Source organism: Spiroplasma endosymbiont of Dactylopius coccus (genome assembly GCF_977110965.1).
The window spans coordinates 1,302,064-1,317,598 of the sequence record NZ_OZ373019.1 but is presented as its reverse complement, the minus strand read 5'-3'; the positions used below and the strand labels follow the sequence as shown (position 1 = coordinate 1,317,598).

The following is a 15,535-nucleotide window of genomic DNA, read 5'->3' as shown; positions in this document are numbered from 1 at the left end:
TGACAACTTATCGATTAAAAATTTATTTTTCAACTATAAAATAACATTTATGATATTAATTTAATCAAAAATAAGTTAAAAAAGATCCTAAACAGGTTCTTACATCCAACAAGAAATCGTAGAACAAATTTTGGTGAATTAATTCAAATGGATGCAAGTAATCATCATTAATTTGGTAATGATAAACCAAAAGCATTTTTACATGCTGCAATTGATGATGCTACAAGCAATATTTGTCGGGCTATGATTTGATCATCAAGAAACATTAGATGGTTATTATAATGTCTTTTATCAAATTTTAACTAAATATGGCATACCAAAAGCATTTTATACTGATAACAGAACAGTTTTTGGATATAAGAAAAAAATCGATGCGGGTAAAATAAACACAGAAAATGACACTTATACTCAATTTAAAAAATGCTGTAATGATTTGGGTGTTGAAATAATTAGAACTTCAATTCCACAAGCTAAAGGTCGAATTGAACGCTTATTTGGAACACTTCAAAGTCGATTAATTAGCGAACTAAGACTTAATAAAATTAAAACTTTAGAAGAAGCTAATCAATTTCTTAAAACGTACATAAACTTTTTTAATAAACAGTTTGCTTTTCCTATTGATGATAATAAATCTGCTATGATTAAAGCTCCTACACAAGAAGAAATAAATATTTATCTTTCAAGATTTTCTAAAAGAAAAACAGATAGTGGTTCAACTATAACATATTATAGTAAAAAATATTTTCCTTATAAAAATAACAAAGTTCAATATATACAACCTAGAACTGATGTAATTGTACTTAAATCATTTATTAATGACTTATATCTTAGTTACAATAATCAAATGTATGAACTAAAAGAAATAGCTTTAAAACCAATTATCAAAGAAAATTTAATAAAAACTAAAAAAGTTTATATACCCAATAAAAATCATCCTTGAAGATATGGATATTAATAATTCCTAATTAAAGTTATATAAGATTTACATTTTGTGAATACTAAACCATATAAATTTTTAAATCATTTGTATATGAGCAAATTTGGTGACCTAAAATTGATTTTAAATATAAAAGAAATTGTAATTGCAATCTATCGTTTTTACATTTGTGGTAAGTTTGATTTATTCGGATTTATTAATAAATTATTTAAAGTTGCATTATTAATTTTATTAACATCTATATTTATTTCACTATTTGATTTTCTTAGAACCTGTTTGGAATCTTTTAAACATAATTAAAATAAAAAAGGGAATAATTATTTCTAACCTGACAGTTAATTAACATTTTATTTTCTTTGTCATTTTTTTGTTAAAAAGATTTTATCATTTGACAACTTATCGATTAAAAATTTATTTTTCAACTATAAAATAACATTTATGATATTAATTTAATCAAAAATAAGTTAAAAAAGATCCTAAACAGGTTCTTACAGTAGATTTAAGTTTGCTAGTTGTTGATTGAAATAAAAATAGTTATCAAAATGGTAACTATTTTTATTATTATAGATTAATTTATTTTCGTCGATATTTATAAGCCATAATTGCTCCAAATATTAATGCTCCAATTCAAAGTAAACTAACTAAAATTGGTATTCAGTAATTATCAAAAAGTGCTGCATTGATTAAATCATTTGGAGTACCATAATTATTTCATCCTCTATTCATAATAGAAACAGGATAAGAAAAAGGAATAATTTTAGCAATAATAACTAAAACTGGTTGTCCTTTAATGGCTACATACGGAATATATTGACCCGATAAAAATGATGTTGGCAAATATAATAATAAAGCAAAAGCATTAGCAATTTTAAAATCAGAAGCAAGAATACCAACCATTATTCCTACTGCTGAACACATAATTGATGAAAGCAGAATTGCTAGTAATATATAACCTCAATTAATTAGTTCTCAATTAATCTGATTATGATATAAAGCTGCACCAATTCCTAATGTTCAAAAACTACCAATAAAAATTAAAATAACATGAAATATTAAAATACTACTAATAAATTGTCATGGTTTTAATGGTGTTGCACCAATTCTTTTAATAATTATTGATTGTTTAAAATCAGAATATGTCATTGATAAAGTAACAATTCCTAATACTGGTGAAGCTGACATCACTAACCCCGGTAATACTGTTTGTGCAACATTTGGGTTACCGGGTGTTAATACAGCAACTAAAATTGTTAACATAATAATAGGGAAAATAAAGCCAAAGAAAATACTATGGAAAGATTTCTTAAAATAACCAAATAATAATTGAAACATTGCTAGCATTATTTTTTTTCCTTTCTCGTAGTTATTTCTAATGGTGTTTCTGTTTTTTCTAAATAATATTTTAATAATGAACCATATTTTTTAGTAACTTCAACAACAGTAGTATCATCAATAATTTGACCATCCTTTAAAAAAATAATACGTTTACATAAAGCTTGGATTTCATCTAAGTTATGACTAACTAAAATTAAAGTAATGTTATTCAAACTAATTTGTTCTTGTAAAAAATTAATAATATCAATTCTTGTTTTAACATCTAAACCAGTTGAAATCTCATCACCAATATAAATTTTTGGTTGATGAAATAATGATAAAAATAAATTAACTCTTTGTCTTTGACCACCCGATAAACTATTTACTTTACGTTTGTATAATTCTTTTAATTGAAACTTATCTAACATACTATTAAAAATTTCGGGTTTTATTTTATCTAAATAAATCTTATGATAAAAATTTATTAATTCTTTAACTGTTATAAAGTTAGGATAAACTTGATCTTGAAAATTTATTCCAACAACATATGGAATATCTTTTTTATTAAAGTTATATTCAATTTCTCCTGTACTTGCATTTTTAGTATTACTAATAATCTCACATAATGTGGTTTTACCAGCACCATTAGCACCAAAAATAGCAACAGAACTACCACTCTCAATTTCTAAATTAATAGGTCCGAGTACAACATTACCATTATACGATTTCGTAATATTTTTAACCTTAATTACTTTCATAATTTCTTCCTTTCATATTATTTTAAACTTTATAAATAAGTATAGCATTAAAAAAATCTAATTTTATATCATAAGAACCAACATTTTTTTTAATTAAATTTTTTTTAATATATTTAATTTTAAGTAACATTTAAAATGTTACTTAAAATTTTTATTTGAATACAAAATTCCTTCAGTTCCTGCAGCATATAAAGTATTTTCTGAATTAATTGTTAAGGCAAGAATATGTTCATTATCATTATCTATTCCTAACATATTGCAAAAAATAGATGATTTTTTTTACTTTTTTATATATTTGATTTGAATCAACACCAGCGAACAAAACACCATCTCTATCAATAATTAATCGTTTAATTTCATGACCTGTATTTAAAATTTTAGAATACATACTTCCACTATTAATTTGATAAATATTACCATTATCAGAACCAGCAAAAATAGTTCCAATAGTATCTACGACTAAACTTTTTATTGACCCAGCATCATTTTGTTCTTTAATTAATTGAAAATCATTTACACCATTACTTTTATAAATTTTACCATGATTATTAGCTCCAGCAAAAACAGAACCATCTTCACCTATTGCTAAACTATTAATATAATCATGTGTTCCTAAGAACCTGTTTAGGATCTTTTTTAACTTATTTTTGATTAAATTAATATCATAAATGTTATTTTATAGTTGAAAAATAAATTTTTAATCGATAAGTTGTCAAATGATAAAATCTTTTTAACAAAAAAATGACAAAGAAAATAAAATGTTAATTAACTGTCAGGTTAGAAATAATTATTCCCTTTTTTAGTTTAATTATGTTTAAAAGATTCCAAACAGGTTCTTATATATAATTCTTTTACTTTTTTAATATTTCCAAAAAGTTCTTTTGATATTTTTATAAAAAAATCATTTTTTTCGGTAATGTTTAGTAATCTGTGTAACTTACAAAAATAACTATGTTTAATTAATTCTATAATAAACCTAGAAAGAGTGAATTACAGATGGCTAAAAAGCAAAATATTAATAATAATGATCCAATATCAAAAGCAGTAGATTTATTATTAGAAAATACTGAAGATTTAACAACAGTTTTTAAAGAGGGAGGTTTGTATAAAGAATTAACAAAAAGATTAGTAGAAAAAATGTTGAATTCTGAGATGCAAAATTATTTAGGATATGATAAGAATCAACATAGTAATAGTGACAATGCTCGTAATGGTATAAGTTCAAAAAAATTAATAACTCAACAAGGTAAAATTGAGATTGATGTACCACGAGATCGCAATAGTAATTTTAATCCTGTAATAATTGCAAAAAGACAAAGAAGATTTGATGGTTTTGATCAACAAGTTCTTTCTTTATATGCAAAAGGTATGACATTATCAGATATTAGAATGCAATTACAAGAGTTATATCATGGTGCTGATATTAGTGAAAGTGTTATTAGTCAAATTACTGATGATGTTATTGATGATGTAAAAGCATGGCAAAATCGACCATTAGATAGTATTTATCCGATTGTTTATTTTGATTGCATAGTAGTTAAAATACGACAAGATAAACGCATTATTAACAAATCTGTGTATATAGCTTTAGGAGTTGATTTAGAAGGAAAAAAGATGTTTTAGGCTTATGAATTAGTGAAAATGAAGGTTCTAAATTTTGATTAGCCAATTTCACAGAAATGAAAAATCGAGGCTTAAATGATATTCTTATTGCTTGTAGTGATAATTTAACAGGAATGTCAGAAGCAATACAATCAGTTTATCCTAAAACAGAACATCAATTATGCATCGTTCATCAAATTAGAAATAGTTTGAAATATGTCTCATATAAGCATAGAAAATCTCATGGAATGGCAACACTTTTTAGGACTATTTTTTGGTAGACACTTGTTCTTGATATTTGATAGGAGTTAAGTAGTTTAAAATGCTGTGGATTCTTATGTTGTTGTATCAATTGATATAATCAAATAATTCTAATTTTAATTGGATTAATGATGTAAAATTTTTATCATTAATAAATTCAGTTTTGAAAGTTTTAAAAGTTGCTTCAGCAACAGCATTATCATAAGGACAACCTTTTTTGCTTAAAGATCGAGTAATATTGAATGCTAATAAAAGATTATTAATAATTTTATTGTTAAATTCATTACCTCGATCACTATGAAATATTTGGATATCTTTTAAACAGCGATTTGATTGCATAAATGCTTGATATACTAGTAATGCATCTTTTTTAACTCCAACACTATGTCCAATAATTTCGCGGTTAAATAGGTCTATTAATAGGCAAATATAGTTTCATTTACCATTAACTTGAACGTAAGTTAAATCACTAACAATAACTTCATTTTTAACCCTATTATTAAAGTTTCTATTAACAAGATTGGTTATTTGACTATTATTGACTTTATTATGATGATTTTTGAATGATAATTTAGTGTATTTTGATATTAAATTATGCTTATTCATAATTTCTTTAATTTTTCTGCGTGATAAATAAATTTCTTGGTTTTCTAAAATTTTTTTTAATCTTCTAGTACCATAAACTTCTTTATTTTCTTTAAAAGCACTAATAATAGCTTCATCATACATATTATTTTTGATTTTATTTTCTTTTTTCTTTAAGTTAAAATAATATGTTGATTTAGATATTTTCAAAAAACGACACATTGTGCGAATTTTATATTTAACTTTATTTTTAGCAATAATTTCTACTTTCTGCCTATTATTAGTGCTGCTTGCTTTAAAATATCATTTTCCATTCTTAATTGTTTTAATTCTTTTCTTAATTTAATTAATTCATTTTCTTCAACAGAACGATTATCTTTAGTTTTAAAACTACCTGAATTAGTAAATTGCTTAATTCAATTATAAGTAGCTGCTCTTGTAACATTGTACTCTTTAGCAAGACAAGACACTGACTTACCGCTTTGATATAAAGCTACTATTTGTTTTTTAAATTCATCTGAATATGAGTTAATATTGGCCATAATTATACTTCCTTTCTTTTCACTAATTTGTTCACTTGTCTACGTAATTAGTGTCCAATAAAGTGTAACCCATCCAGTAATTTATACCACAAATGCTATTGAATTTGTTAATAGTCAATTACGAAAAGTTATCAGAAATAAAAAAGTTTTTCCTAATGATATGGAAGAATTGAAAATATTTTATTTAGCAATTGAAAATATAACAAAAAAATGAACAATGCCCATTCAAAATTGAAATACAGCAATTGCTCATTTTATGATAAAATTTGAAGATAGAATTAATCTTAACTAGTACTTTGTAAAACAAAGATACACAGATTTCTAAAAAGCCTCTTTTTTTCTTTAATTATTTTATTTTTATCAATTTTTCCAAAAGTAAATATTTTTAATATTAAATAACTAATTTTTTTAAATTTGCTAATCTTTTGTTTTTTTAAATTTTCATTAATATCAACAATAGTAGTTTGAGCTAAATTAACTCTATTACTAATAATTTCTGGAGTAAATTGATTTTTATCAATGATTATTTTATCAATTCTTTATTAATTCGTTCATATTCTTCTTGTAAATTTTTATTCATTTTTTCATCCTTTCAAAATAAAAAATCATTTACTTTGAAATTAAAGCAATGAGTTAAAAACTTATATTAAGTTTAATTAAATTATACAAAAAAATTCCTATATTAAAAACAGGAATTAAAATTTTAAAGGTTATTTGGAATTTGTGTTTATTTAACAGTGTAACTTTCCAAAATAATTTAATTTTTTGATAAATATTTTTAGGAAATTTTCATTCGATATTGACAGGAAAAATAACAATAATTATTAATATAACATGAGAAAAAATGACTAAATAAAAATTTGATTTCAATAAGAAATTTTATTTTATATAATCAATTATTTTTTGCACTATTTCCTTAGGAGTTAAATCATTAGTGTCAATTACTAAAAAATTAAAGTTATTTTTTTCTTTTTCATATCACTGTTCATATTTTTTATTTAATAAACTTCAGTATTCATGAGGTACATGTTTTTCTGATTCACGACCACGAAGGTTTATGCGTTCAATTGTGTTTTCAAGATTTGCTTTTAAATAGACAATTAAATCGGGTTTAATTTGTGGATCAAAATAAAGTGATGAAATAATAACATTATTATAAAAATTTAAATACACTTCATAATCTCTATCATTCATATTGTTTTGAGCTTTTAATACTTCAACGAAAATAGGATCTTCTAAAATACTGCGATCAAAAATAACATTGTTAAAATTTTGTGCTTCTTTTAATTGTTTACTTCGTGCCATCAACATAAATACTTGCATTTTAAAAGCATATTCTAAAGGATTTTGATAAAAATCATCTAAATAGGGATTACTAGTAACTGGCTCGTCCATAATTTTATATTTTAATAATTTTGCTAATTCTCTACTAATAGTGCTCTTACCAACACCAACTACACCAGATAATACAATTTTCATTTTTTGCCTCCCATAATATATGATTACAATTAATTTATCTTAATATATAAATTTTCTCCCTCCAAATAAAAAATTTTAAAAAATATTTAATAAATTAAATTTTACTTTTTTTACTAAAACTTATTCCTTATATTTTCAAAGATTAACGTAATATCAATTGTATTTTTAAAATTATTGATAATACACTTTCTTGATTCTATACACCCTTTAATAACTATATTTATCATAACATATAAATTTTACTCTAACTTAAATCTATTATTTTTAGTTAACTTCCATATTATTATTTTTAAACTTATTTATATATAAAAATTTTTATATTTTTCGAACATAATTTTTAATATATAGATTCCACAAAAAATTTAATAATTAAAAATACTCTAGAAAAAGTATCTCAATTATTTTTTCACTAGAGTATAATTATTACAATTTAAGGAGAATCTTTCTTAGAACCTGTTTGGAATCTTTTAAACATAATTAAACTAAAAAAGGGAATAATTATTTCTAACCTGACAGTTAATTAACATTTTATTTTCTTTGTCATTTTTTTGTTAAAAAGATTTTATCATTTGACAACTTATCGATTAAAAATTTATTTTTCAACTATAAAATAACATTTATGATATTAATTTAATCAAAAATAAGTTAAAAAAGATCCTAAACAGGTTCTTACAAATAATTTATTTTTTATCTTTTTGTTCTGTAATTTTTTCTTATAAATCTTGAATCTTTTGTTTCATTGTAGCTAATTCATCATTGTTAGAAGTTTCTGATTTAACTTCAGCATTAACAACAGTTTCATTAGTTGTTTTTGATTCTCAACTCGGAACGTTAAAGTTACGATGAATGAAGTTTTCATCTTGTGATTTTTCAACTTCGTCTTCAAATTTTCCAGTAAAAATGCAACACCACAGAAAATTCCAATAATTACAATTCCCAATCCAAGCATAGTTAATACTCCTGGAAGAATAGAACTATTTAATTTTCCCTTAATTAATAATATGTTAGCAATAATTTGCGGTACATTAATTAATGAAATAATTAATGCAAAAAAAGCCATTCCATGAACAATTTTACCAAAAATTGCTGCATTTGCAGCATCTCCTGCCCCGTGTCATCATTTAGTGATAATTTCCTATTAGTTATCGAGTAAAAATTTCCCAAAAGTGAAGTTAAATATACTTGGTGATAAATACGGAAAGAAGCATGACTATGAAAGAAAAATATAAATATAAGATTATAAACGACATTACTATTAAAAAATTATCTAAGCATCAAGCTAAAAGTAAACTTAACTTAACTATTAGAAGAATTAATCAATTAATTCAAATTTTTAATAGAGAAGGTAAAATTGGTTTTATTCATAAATCACGTAATAAAATTTCTAATAAAGCAACAAATATTAAAATTAAAAATGAAATTATAAACTTGTATAAAACCAAATATTATAATTTTAATTTTCAACGTTTCCATGAGAAATTAATTAATGAAGAAAAAATTAAAATTTCATATAGCACACTTTAGAACCTGTTTGGAATCTTTTATAAAATAACGTAAAATGACTATATATTTTAAGATAAGGGGTATATATGCATAAAAATTATCCAAGTCATGTTACTAAAGAACAATTTGAGAACATAAGATCAATTTTAGAAAATAGCAAAAAGAAAACAAAACCAAGAAATTTAGATTTATATGAAGTATTTTGTGCAGTTTTATATGTATTAAAAAGTGGATGTCAATGAAGAATGTTTGGATGGGTTACACTTTATTGGACACTAATTACGTAGACAAGTGAACAAATTAGTGAAAAGAAAGGAAGTATAATTATGGCCAATATTAACTCATATTCAGATGAATTTAAAAAACAAATAGTAGCTTTATATCAAAGCGGTAAGTCAGTGTCTTGTCTTGCTAAAGAGTACAATGTTACAAGAGCAGCTACTTATAATTGAATTAAGCAATTTACTAATTCAGGTAGTTTTAAAACTAAAGATAATCGTTCTGTTGAAGAAAATGAATTAATTAAATTAAGAAAAGAATTAAAACAATTAAGAATGGAAAATGATATTTTAAAGCAAGCAGCACTAATAATAGGCAGAAAGTAGAAATTATTGCTAAAAATAAAGTTAAATATAAAATTCGCACAATGTGTCGTTTTTTGAAAATATCTAAATCAACATATTATTTTAACTTAAAGAAAAAAGAAAATAAAATCAAAAATAATATGTATGATGAAGCTGTTATTAGTGCTTTTAAAGAAAATAAAGAAGTTTATGGTACTAGAAGATTAAAAAAAATTTTAGAAAACCAAGAAATTTATTTATCACGCAGAAAAATTAAAGAAATTATGAATAAGCATAATTTAATATCAAAATACACTAAATTATCATTCAAAAATCATCATAATAAAGTCAATAATAGTCAAATAACCAATCTTGTTAATAGAAACTTTAATAATAGGGTTAAAAATGAAGTTATTGTTAGTGATTTAACTTACGTTCAAGTTAATGGTAAATGAAACTATATTTGCCTATTAATAGACCTATTTAACCGCGAAATTATTGGACATAGTGTTGGAGTTAAAAAAGATGCATTACTAGTATATCAAGCATTTATGCAATCAAATCGCTGTTTAAAAGATATCCAAATATTTCATAGTGATCGAGGTAATGAATTTAACAATAAAATTATTAATAATCTTTTATTAGCATTCAATATTACTCGATCTTTAAGCAAAAAAGGTTGTCCTTATGATAATGCTGTTGCTGAAGCAACTTTTAAAACTTTCAAAACTGAATTTATTAATGATAAAAATTTTACATCATTAATCCAATTAAAATTAGAATTATTTGATTATATCAATTGATACAACAACATAAGAATCCACAGCACTTTAAACTACTTAACTCCTATCAAATATCAAGAACAAGTGTCTACCAAAAAATAGTCCTAAAAAGTGTTGCCATTCCACTTACCAAAAAATTTTCCAAAATGACAAACTGTATATTATTATTTTCAAATTTTAAGTAAAAATAGTGATAAAGAACCTAGCACTTGACAAGTAATTTTAAAAAAAATTAGTTAGAAAAGTTCGTATCAATAATGGTAGAAAAGAACAAACTAGTTTTTGTATAATTGATTCACAAAGTGTTAAGAACACAGATACTGCTAAAAATAAAGGTTATGATGCTGGTAAAAAAATTTCAGGAATAAAGCTTCATATTGCTGTTGATTCTCAAGGTTTACCACATACAATTTACATAACCACAGCAGAAAAAACAGATCGTAACAGTGCTATAATAATGATTGAAAATGAAAAAGAAAATTTATCTAAAGTTCAAAAAATACTAGTAGATGCTGGTTATAATGGTGAAAAATTTGCTTTTAAAATCAAAACAATCATAAATGCAAATGTTGAAGTTATCAAACGTAATGAATTACATTCTTTTGTATTATTGCCAAAAAGATGAGTTGTAGAACGAAGTTTTGCATGATTAGAAAAATGCAGAAGATTATGAAAAAATTGTGAAAGAAAATTAAATACTAGCTTACAAATGGTTGTTCTTTCCTTTATTTCAATTTTATTAAAAAGATTTTAAACAGGTTCTTATACTATATTAATTAAAGAAAAACTCACTTCACCAAAAAAACATAAAAATAAGAAAAATAACTTACATCCAACAAGAAATCGTAGAACAAATTTTGGTGAATTAATTCAAATGGATGCAAGTAATCATCATTGATTTGGTAATGATAAACCAAAAGCATTTTTACATGCTGCAATTGATGATGCTACAAGCAATATTGTCGGGCTATGATTTGATCATCAAGAAACATTAGATGGTTATTATAATGTCTTTTATCAAATTTTAACTAAATATGGCATACCAAAAGCATTTTATACTGATAACAGAACAGTTTTTGGATATAAGAACCTGTTTAGGATCTTTTTTAACTTATTTTTGATTAAATTAATATCATAAATGTTATTTTATAGTTGAAAAATAAATTTTTAATCGATAAGTTGTCAAATGATAAAATCTTTTTAACAAAAAAATGACAAAGAAAATAAAATGTTAATTAACTGTCAGGTTAGAAATAATTATTCCCTTTTTTAGTTTAATTATGTTTAAAAGATTCCAAACAGGTTCTTAGAACCTGTTTGGAATCTTTTATAAAATAACGTAAAATGACTATATATTTTAAGATAAGGGGTATATATGCATAAAAATTATCCAAGTCATGTTACTAAAGAACAATTTGAGAACATAAGATCAATTTTAGAAAATAGCAAAAAGAAAACAAAACCAAGAAATTTAGATTTATATGAAGTATTTTGTGCAGTTTTATATGTATTAAAAAGTGGATGTCAATGAAGAATGTTACCAAAAAATTTTCCAAAATGACAAACTGTATATTATTATTTTCAAATTTGAAGTAAAAATAGTGATAAAGAACCTAGCACTTGACAAGTAATTTTAAAAAAAATTAGTTAGAAAAGTTCGTATCAATAATGGTAGAAAAGAACAAACTAGTTTTTGTATAATTGATTCACAAAGTGTTAAGAACACAGATACTGCTAAAAATAAAGGTTATGATGCTGGTAAAAAAATTTCAGGAATAAAGCGTCATATTGCTGTTGATTCTCAAGGTTTACCACATACAATTTACATAACCACAGCAGAAAAAACAGATCGTAACAGTGCTATAATAATGATTGAAAATGAAAAAGAAAATTTATCTAAAGTTCAAAAAATACTAGTAGATGCTGGTTATACTGGTGAAAAATTTGCTTTTAAAATCAAAACAATCATAAATGCAAATGTTGAAGTTATCAAACGTAATGAATTACATTCTTTTGTATTATTGCCAAAAAGATGAGTTGTAGAACGAAGTTTTGCATGATTAGAAAAATGCAGAAGATTATGAAAAAATTGTGAAAGAAAATTAAATACTAGCTTACAAATGGTTGTTCTTTCCTTTATTTCAATTTTATTAAAAAGATTTTAAACAGGTTCTTAGACCCAAACAAATTCAATGATTTTGATTATGACAAATTCAGTCATTTACAAAAAAACAGATTGCATCATTTACGCCAGAACAAATTCCGTATTTAACATATGAACAAATCCCAATTTTTACACCAGAACAAATCCTTGCGTTTACACCGTTGCAAATTTCTGTATTTACGCCAGAACAAATTCCTCTTTTTACAATCGAACAAATTCCTACGTTTACACCGTTACAAATTTCTGCTTTTACAAAAGAACAAATCCCAGAATTTACAGAAAAACCGATTGCATCATTTACACCAGAACAAAAACAAATTTTTACATTAGAGCAGCGTAAATTTTTTGGAAGAAAAATAATTTCAACTTTTAATAAACAAAAAATAATTCATCAATAATTGAACAAGTTGTATCATTTACAGCAGAACAAATTTAATCTTTTACGTTATCACAAATTCAGTCATTGACAAGAGAACAAGTTGTATCTGTCATTATTTAGTGATAATTTCCTATTAGTTATCGAGTAAAAATTTCCCAAAAGTGAAGTTAAATATACTTGGTGATAAATATGGAAAGAAGCATGACTATGAAAGAAAAATATAAATATAAGATTATAAACGACAGTACTATTAAAAAATTATCTAAGCATCAAGCTAAAAGTAAACTTAACTTAACTATTAGAAGAATTAATCAATTAATTCAAATTTTTAATAAAGAAGGTAAAATTGGTTTTATTCATAAATCACGTAATAAAATTTCGGGAGCGTACCGATGTTGTCTATAACATTCAATTATTGTCTTTAAATTATAAGTTTAGACGAGAATAATTTAGACTTCAATATGAAATTGTATGTTAATCTTAACACTTGAAAAATATTAGTCAACAATAATACTTATTTGGTGTCAATATCGAATGAAAATTTCCTAAAAATATTTATCAAAAAATTAAATTATTTTGGAAAGTTACACTGTTAAATAAACACAAATTCCAAATAACCTTTAAAATTTTAAGTCCTGTTTTTAATATACGATTTTTTTGTATAATTTAATTAAACTTAATATAAGTTTTTAACTCATTGCTTTAATTTCAAAGTAAATGAGTTTTTATTTTGAAAGGATGAAAAAATGAATAAAAATTTACAAGAAGAATATGAATGAATTAATAAAGAATTGATAAAAATAATCATTGATAAAAATCAATTTACTCCAGAAATTATTAGTAATAGAGTTAATTTAGCTCAAACTACTATTGTTGATATTAATGAAAATTTAAAAAAACAAAAGATTAGCAAATTTAAAAAAATTAGTTATTTAATATTAAAAATATTTACTTTCGGAAAAATTGATAAAAATAAAATAATTAAAGAAAAAAATGATTTTTTTATAAAAATATCAAAAGAACTTTTTGGAAATATTAAAAAAGTAAAAGAATTATATATAAGAAAATCAAATAGTGAAATAAATATAGATGTTAATAAAATTAATAATGCAACTTTAAATAATTTATTAATAAATCCGAATAAATCAAACTTACCACAAATGTAAAAACGATAGATTGCAATTACAATTTCTTTTATATTTAAAATCAATTTTAGGTCACCAAATTTGCTCATATACAAATGATTTAAAAATTTATATGGTTTAGTATTCACAAAATGTAAATCTTATATAACTTTAATTAGGAATTATTAATATCCATATCTTCAAGGATGATTTTTATTGGGTATATAAACTTTTTTACTTTTTATTAAATTTTCTTTGATAATTGGTTTTAAAGCTATTTCTTTTAGTTCATACATTTGATTATTGTAACTAAGATATAAGTCATTAATAAATGATTTAAGTACAATTACATCAGTTCTAGGTTGTATATATTGAACTTTGTTATTTTTATAAGGAAAATATTTTTTACTATAATATGTTATAGTTGAACCACTATCTGTTTTTCTTTTAGAAAATATTGAAAGATAAATATTTATTTCTTCTTGTGTAGGAGCTTTAATCATAGCAGATTTATTATCATCAATAGGAAAAGCAAACTGTTTATTAAAAAAGTTTATGTACGTTTTAAGAAATTGATTAGCTTCTTCTAAAGTTTTAATTTTATTAAGTCTTAGTTCGCTAATTAATCGACTTTGAAGTGTTCCAAATAAGCGTTCAATTCGACCTTTAGCTTGTGGAATTGAAGTTCTAATTATTTCAACACCCAAATCATTACAGCATTTTTGAAATTGAGTATAAGTGTCATTTTCTGTTTTTATTTTACCCGCATCGATTTTTTTCTTATATCCAAAAACTGTTCTGTTATCAGTATAAAATGCTTTTGGTATGCCATATTTAGTTAAAATTTGATAAAAGACATTATAATAACCATAACCTTTAAAATTTTAATTCCTGTTTTTAATATAGGATTTTTTTGTATAATTTAATTAAACTTAATATAAGTTTTTAACTCATTGCTTTAATTTCAAAGTAAATGAGTTTTTATTTTGAAAGGATGAAAAAATGAATAAAAATTTACAAGAAGAATATGAATGAATTAATAAAGAATTGATAAAAATAATCATTGATAAAAATCAATTTACTCCAGAAATTATTAGTAATAGAGTTAATTTAGCCCAAACTACTATTGTTGATATTAATGAAAATTTAAAAAAACAAAAGATTAGCAAATTTAAAAAAATTAGTTATTTAATATTAAAAATATTTACTTTCGGAAAAATTGATAAAAATAAAATAATTAAAGAAAAAAATGATTTTTTTATAAAAATATCAAAAGAACTTTTTGGAAATATTAAAAAAGTAAAAGAATTATATATAAGAAAATCAAATAGTGAAATAAATATAGATGTTAATAAAATTAATAATGCAACTTTAAATAATTTATTAATAAATCCGAATAAATCAAACTTACCACAAATGTAAAAACGATAGATTGCAATTACAATTTCTTTTATATTTAAAATCAATTTTAGGTCACCAAATTTGCTCATATACAAATGATTTAAAAATTTATATGGTTTAGTATTCACAAAATGTAAATCT

Annotated in this window: 11 protein-coding genes and 9 pseudogenes; 14 read left to right on the top strand and 6 right to left on the bottom strand. The window is 23.0% G+C overall.

The genetic code is table 4. From position 1 onward, the window contains the following. Window positions 1-96 precede the first annotated feature (96 nt). Window positions 97-955 (top strand): annotated as a pseudogene (locus ACXUB0_RS08300) (ISNCY family transposase); the annotation flags it as partial. Window positions 956-1,030: 75 nt separating this feature from the next. Next, window positions 1,031-1,237 carry a hypothetical protein gene (locus ACXUB0_RS08295; RefSeq protein ID WP_458258367.1) on the top strand — a complete coding sequence of 69 codons (207 nt, stop codon included), beginning with the start codon at window positions 1,031-1,033 and terminating at the stop codon, window positions 1,235-1,237. 273 nt (window positions 1,238-1,510) lie between these two features. Here the strand turns inward: ACXUB0_RS08295 and ACXUB0_RS08290 are convergent, their stop codons facing one another. Further along, window positions 1,511-2,194: an ABC transporter permease gene (locus ACXUB0_RS08290; protein WP_458257703.1), complete on the bottom strand. Its 684-nt coding sequence runs from the start codon at window positions 2,192-2,194 to the stop codon at window positions 1,511-1,513. 83 nt (window positions 2,195-2,277) lie between these two features. Next, the gene (locus ACXUB0_RS08285; protein WP_458258366.1) at window positions 2,278-3,009 is read right to left on the bottom strand and encodes an ABC transporter ATP-binding protein; all 732 of its coding nucleotides are present in this window, start codon (window positions 3,007-3,009) and stop codon (window positions 2,278-2,280) included. Between the two features lie 996 nt (window positions 3,010-4,005). Between ACXUB0_RS08285 and ACXUB0_RS08280 the strand changes: the two are divergent. Further along, a pseudogene (locus ACXUB0_RS08280) lies at window positions 4,006-4,850 on the top strand (IS256 family transposase); the annotation flags it as partial. 28 nt (window positions 4,851-4,878) lie between these two features. Here the strand turns inward: ACXUB0_RS08280 and ACXUB0_RS08275 are convergent. Further along, window positions 4,879-5,999 (bottom strand): IS3 family transposase gene (locus ACXUB0_RS08275; RefSeq protein ID WP_458258365.1). Its coding sequence is split into 2 segments (ribosomal slippage): window positions 4,879-5,723 and window positions 5,723-5,999, totalling 1,122 coding nucleotides; the frame shifts between segments, so codons are not numbered across the junction. 76 nt (window positions 6,000-6,075) lie between these two features. Between ACXUB0_RS08275 and ACXUB0_RS08270 the strand changes: the two are divergent. Continuing rightward, window positions 6,076-6,291: pseudogene (locus ACXUB0_RS08270) on the top strand (transposase); the annotation flags it as partial. A gap of 587 nt (window positions 6,292-6,878) precedes the next feature. On the opposite strand, the gene ACXUB0_RS08265 reads toward ACXUB0_RS08270, so the two are convergent. Both ACXUB0_RS08265 and ACXUB0_RS08260 read right to left on the bottom strand, forming a co-directional pair. Then, window positions 6,879-7,478 (bottom strand): deoxynucleoside kinase, encoded by a 600-nt coding sequence (locus ACXUB0_RS08265; protein WP_252320085.1) that lies wholly within the window; start codon window positions 7,476-7,478, stop codon window positions 6,879-6,881. A gap of 745 nt (window positions 7,479-8,223) precedes the next feature. Further along, the gene (locus tag ACXUB0_RS08260; RefSeq protein WP_458258364.1) at window positions 8,224-8,538 is read right to left on the bottom strand and encodes a hypothetical protein; all 315 of its coding nucleotides are present in this window, start codon (window positions 8,536-8,538) and stop codon (window positions 8,224-8,226) included. Between the two features lie 146 nt (window positions 8,539-8,684). On the opposite strand from ACXUB0_RS08260, the pseudogene ACXUB0_RS08255 reads away from it, so the two are divergent. The 9 genes and pseudogenes from ACXUB0_RS08255 to ACXUB0_RS08215 form a co-directional block, all read left to right on the top strand. Then, window positions 8,685-8,999, top strand: a pseudogene (locus ACXUB0_RS08255) (ISNCY family transposase); the annotation flags it as partial. 68 nt (window positions 9,000-9,067) lie between these two features. Then, window positions 9,068-9,226: pseudogene (locus ACXUB0_RS08250) on the top strand (transposase); the annotation flags it as partial. Between the two features lie 81 nt (window positions 9,227-9,307). Further along, window positions 9,308-10,428, top strand: a protein-coding gene (locus tag ACXUB0_RS08245; RefSeq protein ID WP_458257450.1) for an IS3 family transposase whose coding sequence is annotated in 2 segments (ribosomal slippage) — window positions 9,308-9,551 and window positions 9,551-10,428 — 1,122 coding nt in all. Because the reading frame shifts where the segments join, the coding sequence is not laid out codon by codon here. Between the two features lie 24 nt (window positions 10,429-10,452). After that, a pseudogene (locus ACXUB0_RS08240) lies at window positions 10,453-11,080 on the top strand (IS5 family transposase); the annotation flags it as partial. 9 nt (window positions 11,081-11,089) lie between these two features. Then, window positions 11,090-11,413: pseudogene (locus ACXUB0_RS08235) on the top strand (ISNCY family transposase); the annotation flags it as partial. A gap of 288 nt (window positions 11,414-11,701) precedes the next feature. Beyond that, window positions 11,702-12,491, top strand: a protein-coding gene (locus ACXUB0_RS08230) for an IS5 family transposase (RefSeq protein WP_458258104.1) whose coding sequence is annotated in 2 segments (ribosomal slippage) — window positions 11,702-11,962 and window positions 11,964-12,491 — 789 coding nt in all. Because the reading frame shifts where the segments join, the coding sequence is not laid out codon by codon here. A 160-nt stretch (window positions 12,492-12,651) separates the two neighbouring features. Beyond that, window positions 12,652-12,888 carry a hypothetical protein gene (locus tag ACXUB0_RS08225; RefSeq protein ID WP_458258363.1) on the top strand — a complete coding sequence of 79 codons (237 nt, stop codon included), beginning with the start codon at window positions 12,652-12,654 and terminating at the stop codon, window positions 12,886-12,888. A gap of 170 nt (window positions 12,889-13,058) precedes the next feature. Further along, window positions 13,059-13,250 (top strand): annotated as a pseudogene (locus ACXUB0_RS08220) (ISNCY family transposase); the annotation flags it as partial. Between the two features lie 365 nt (window positions 13,251-13,615). Continuing rightward, entirely contained in the window at window positions 13,616-14,035 is a 420-nt protein-coding gene (locus tag ACXUB0_RS08215) for a hypothetical protein (protein ID WP_458257688.1), read from the top strand. Window positions 14,036-14,178: 143 nt separating this feature from the next. On the opposite strand, the pseudogene ACXUB0_RS08210 reads toward ACXUB0_RS08215, so the two are convergent. After that, window positions 14,179-14,862 (bottom strand): annotated as a pseudogene (locus ACXUB0_RS08210) (ISNCY family transposase); the annotation flags it as partial. Window positions 14,863-14,995: 133 nt separating this feature from the next. Here ACXUB0_RS08210 and ACXUB0_RS08205 point away from each other — a divergent pair. Beyond that, the gene (locus tag ACXUB0_RS08205; RefSeq protein WP_458257688.1) at window positions 14,996-15,415 is read left to right on the top strand and encodes a hypothetical protein; all 420 of its coding nucleotides are present in this window, start codon (window positions 14,996-14,998) and stop codon (window positions 15,413-15,415) included. Window positions 15,416-15,535: the final 120 nt, after the last annotated feature.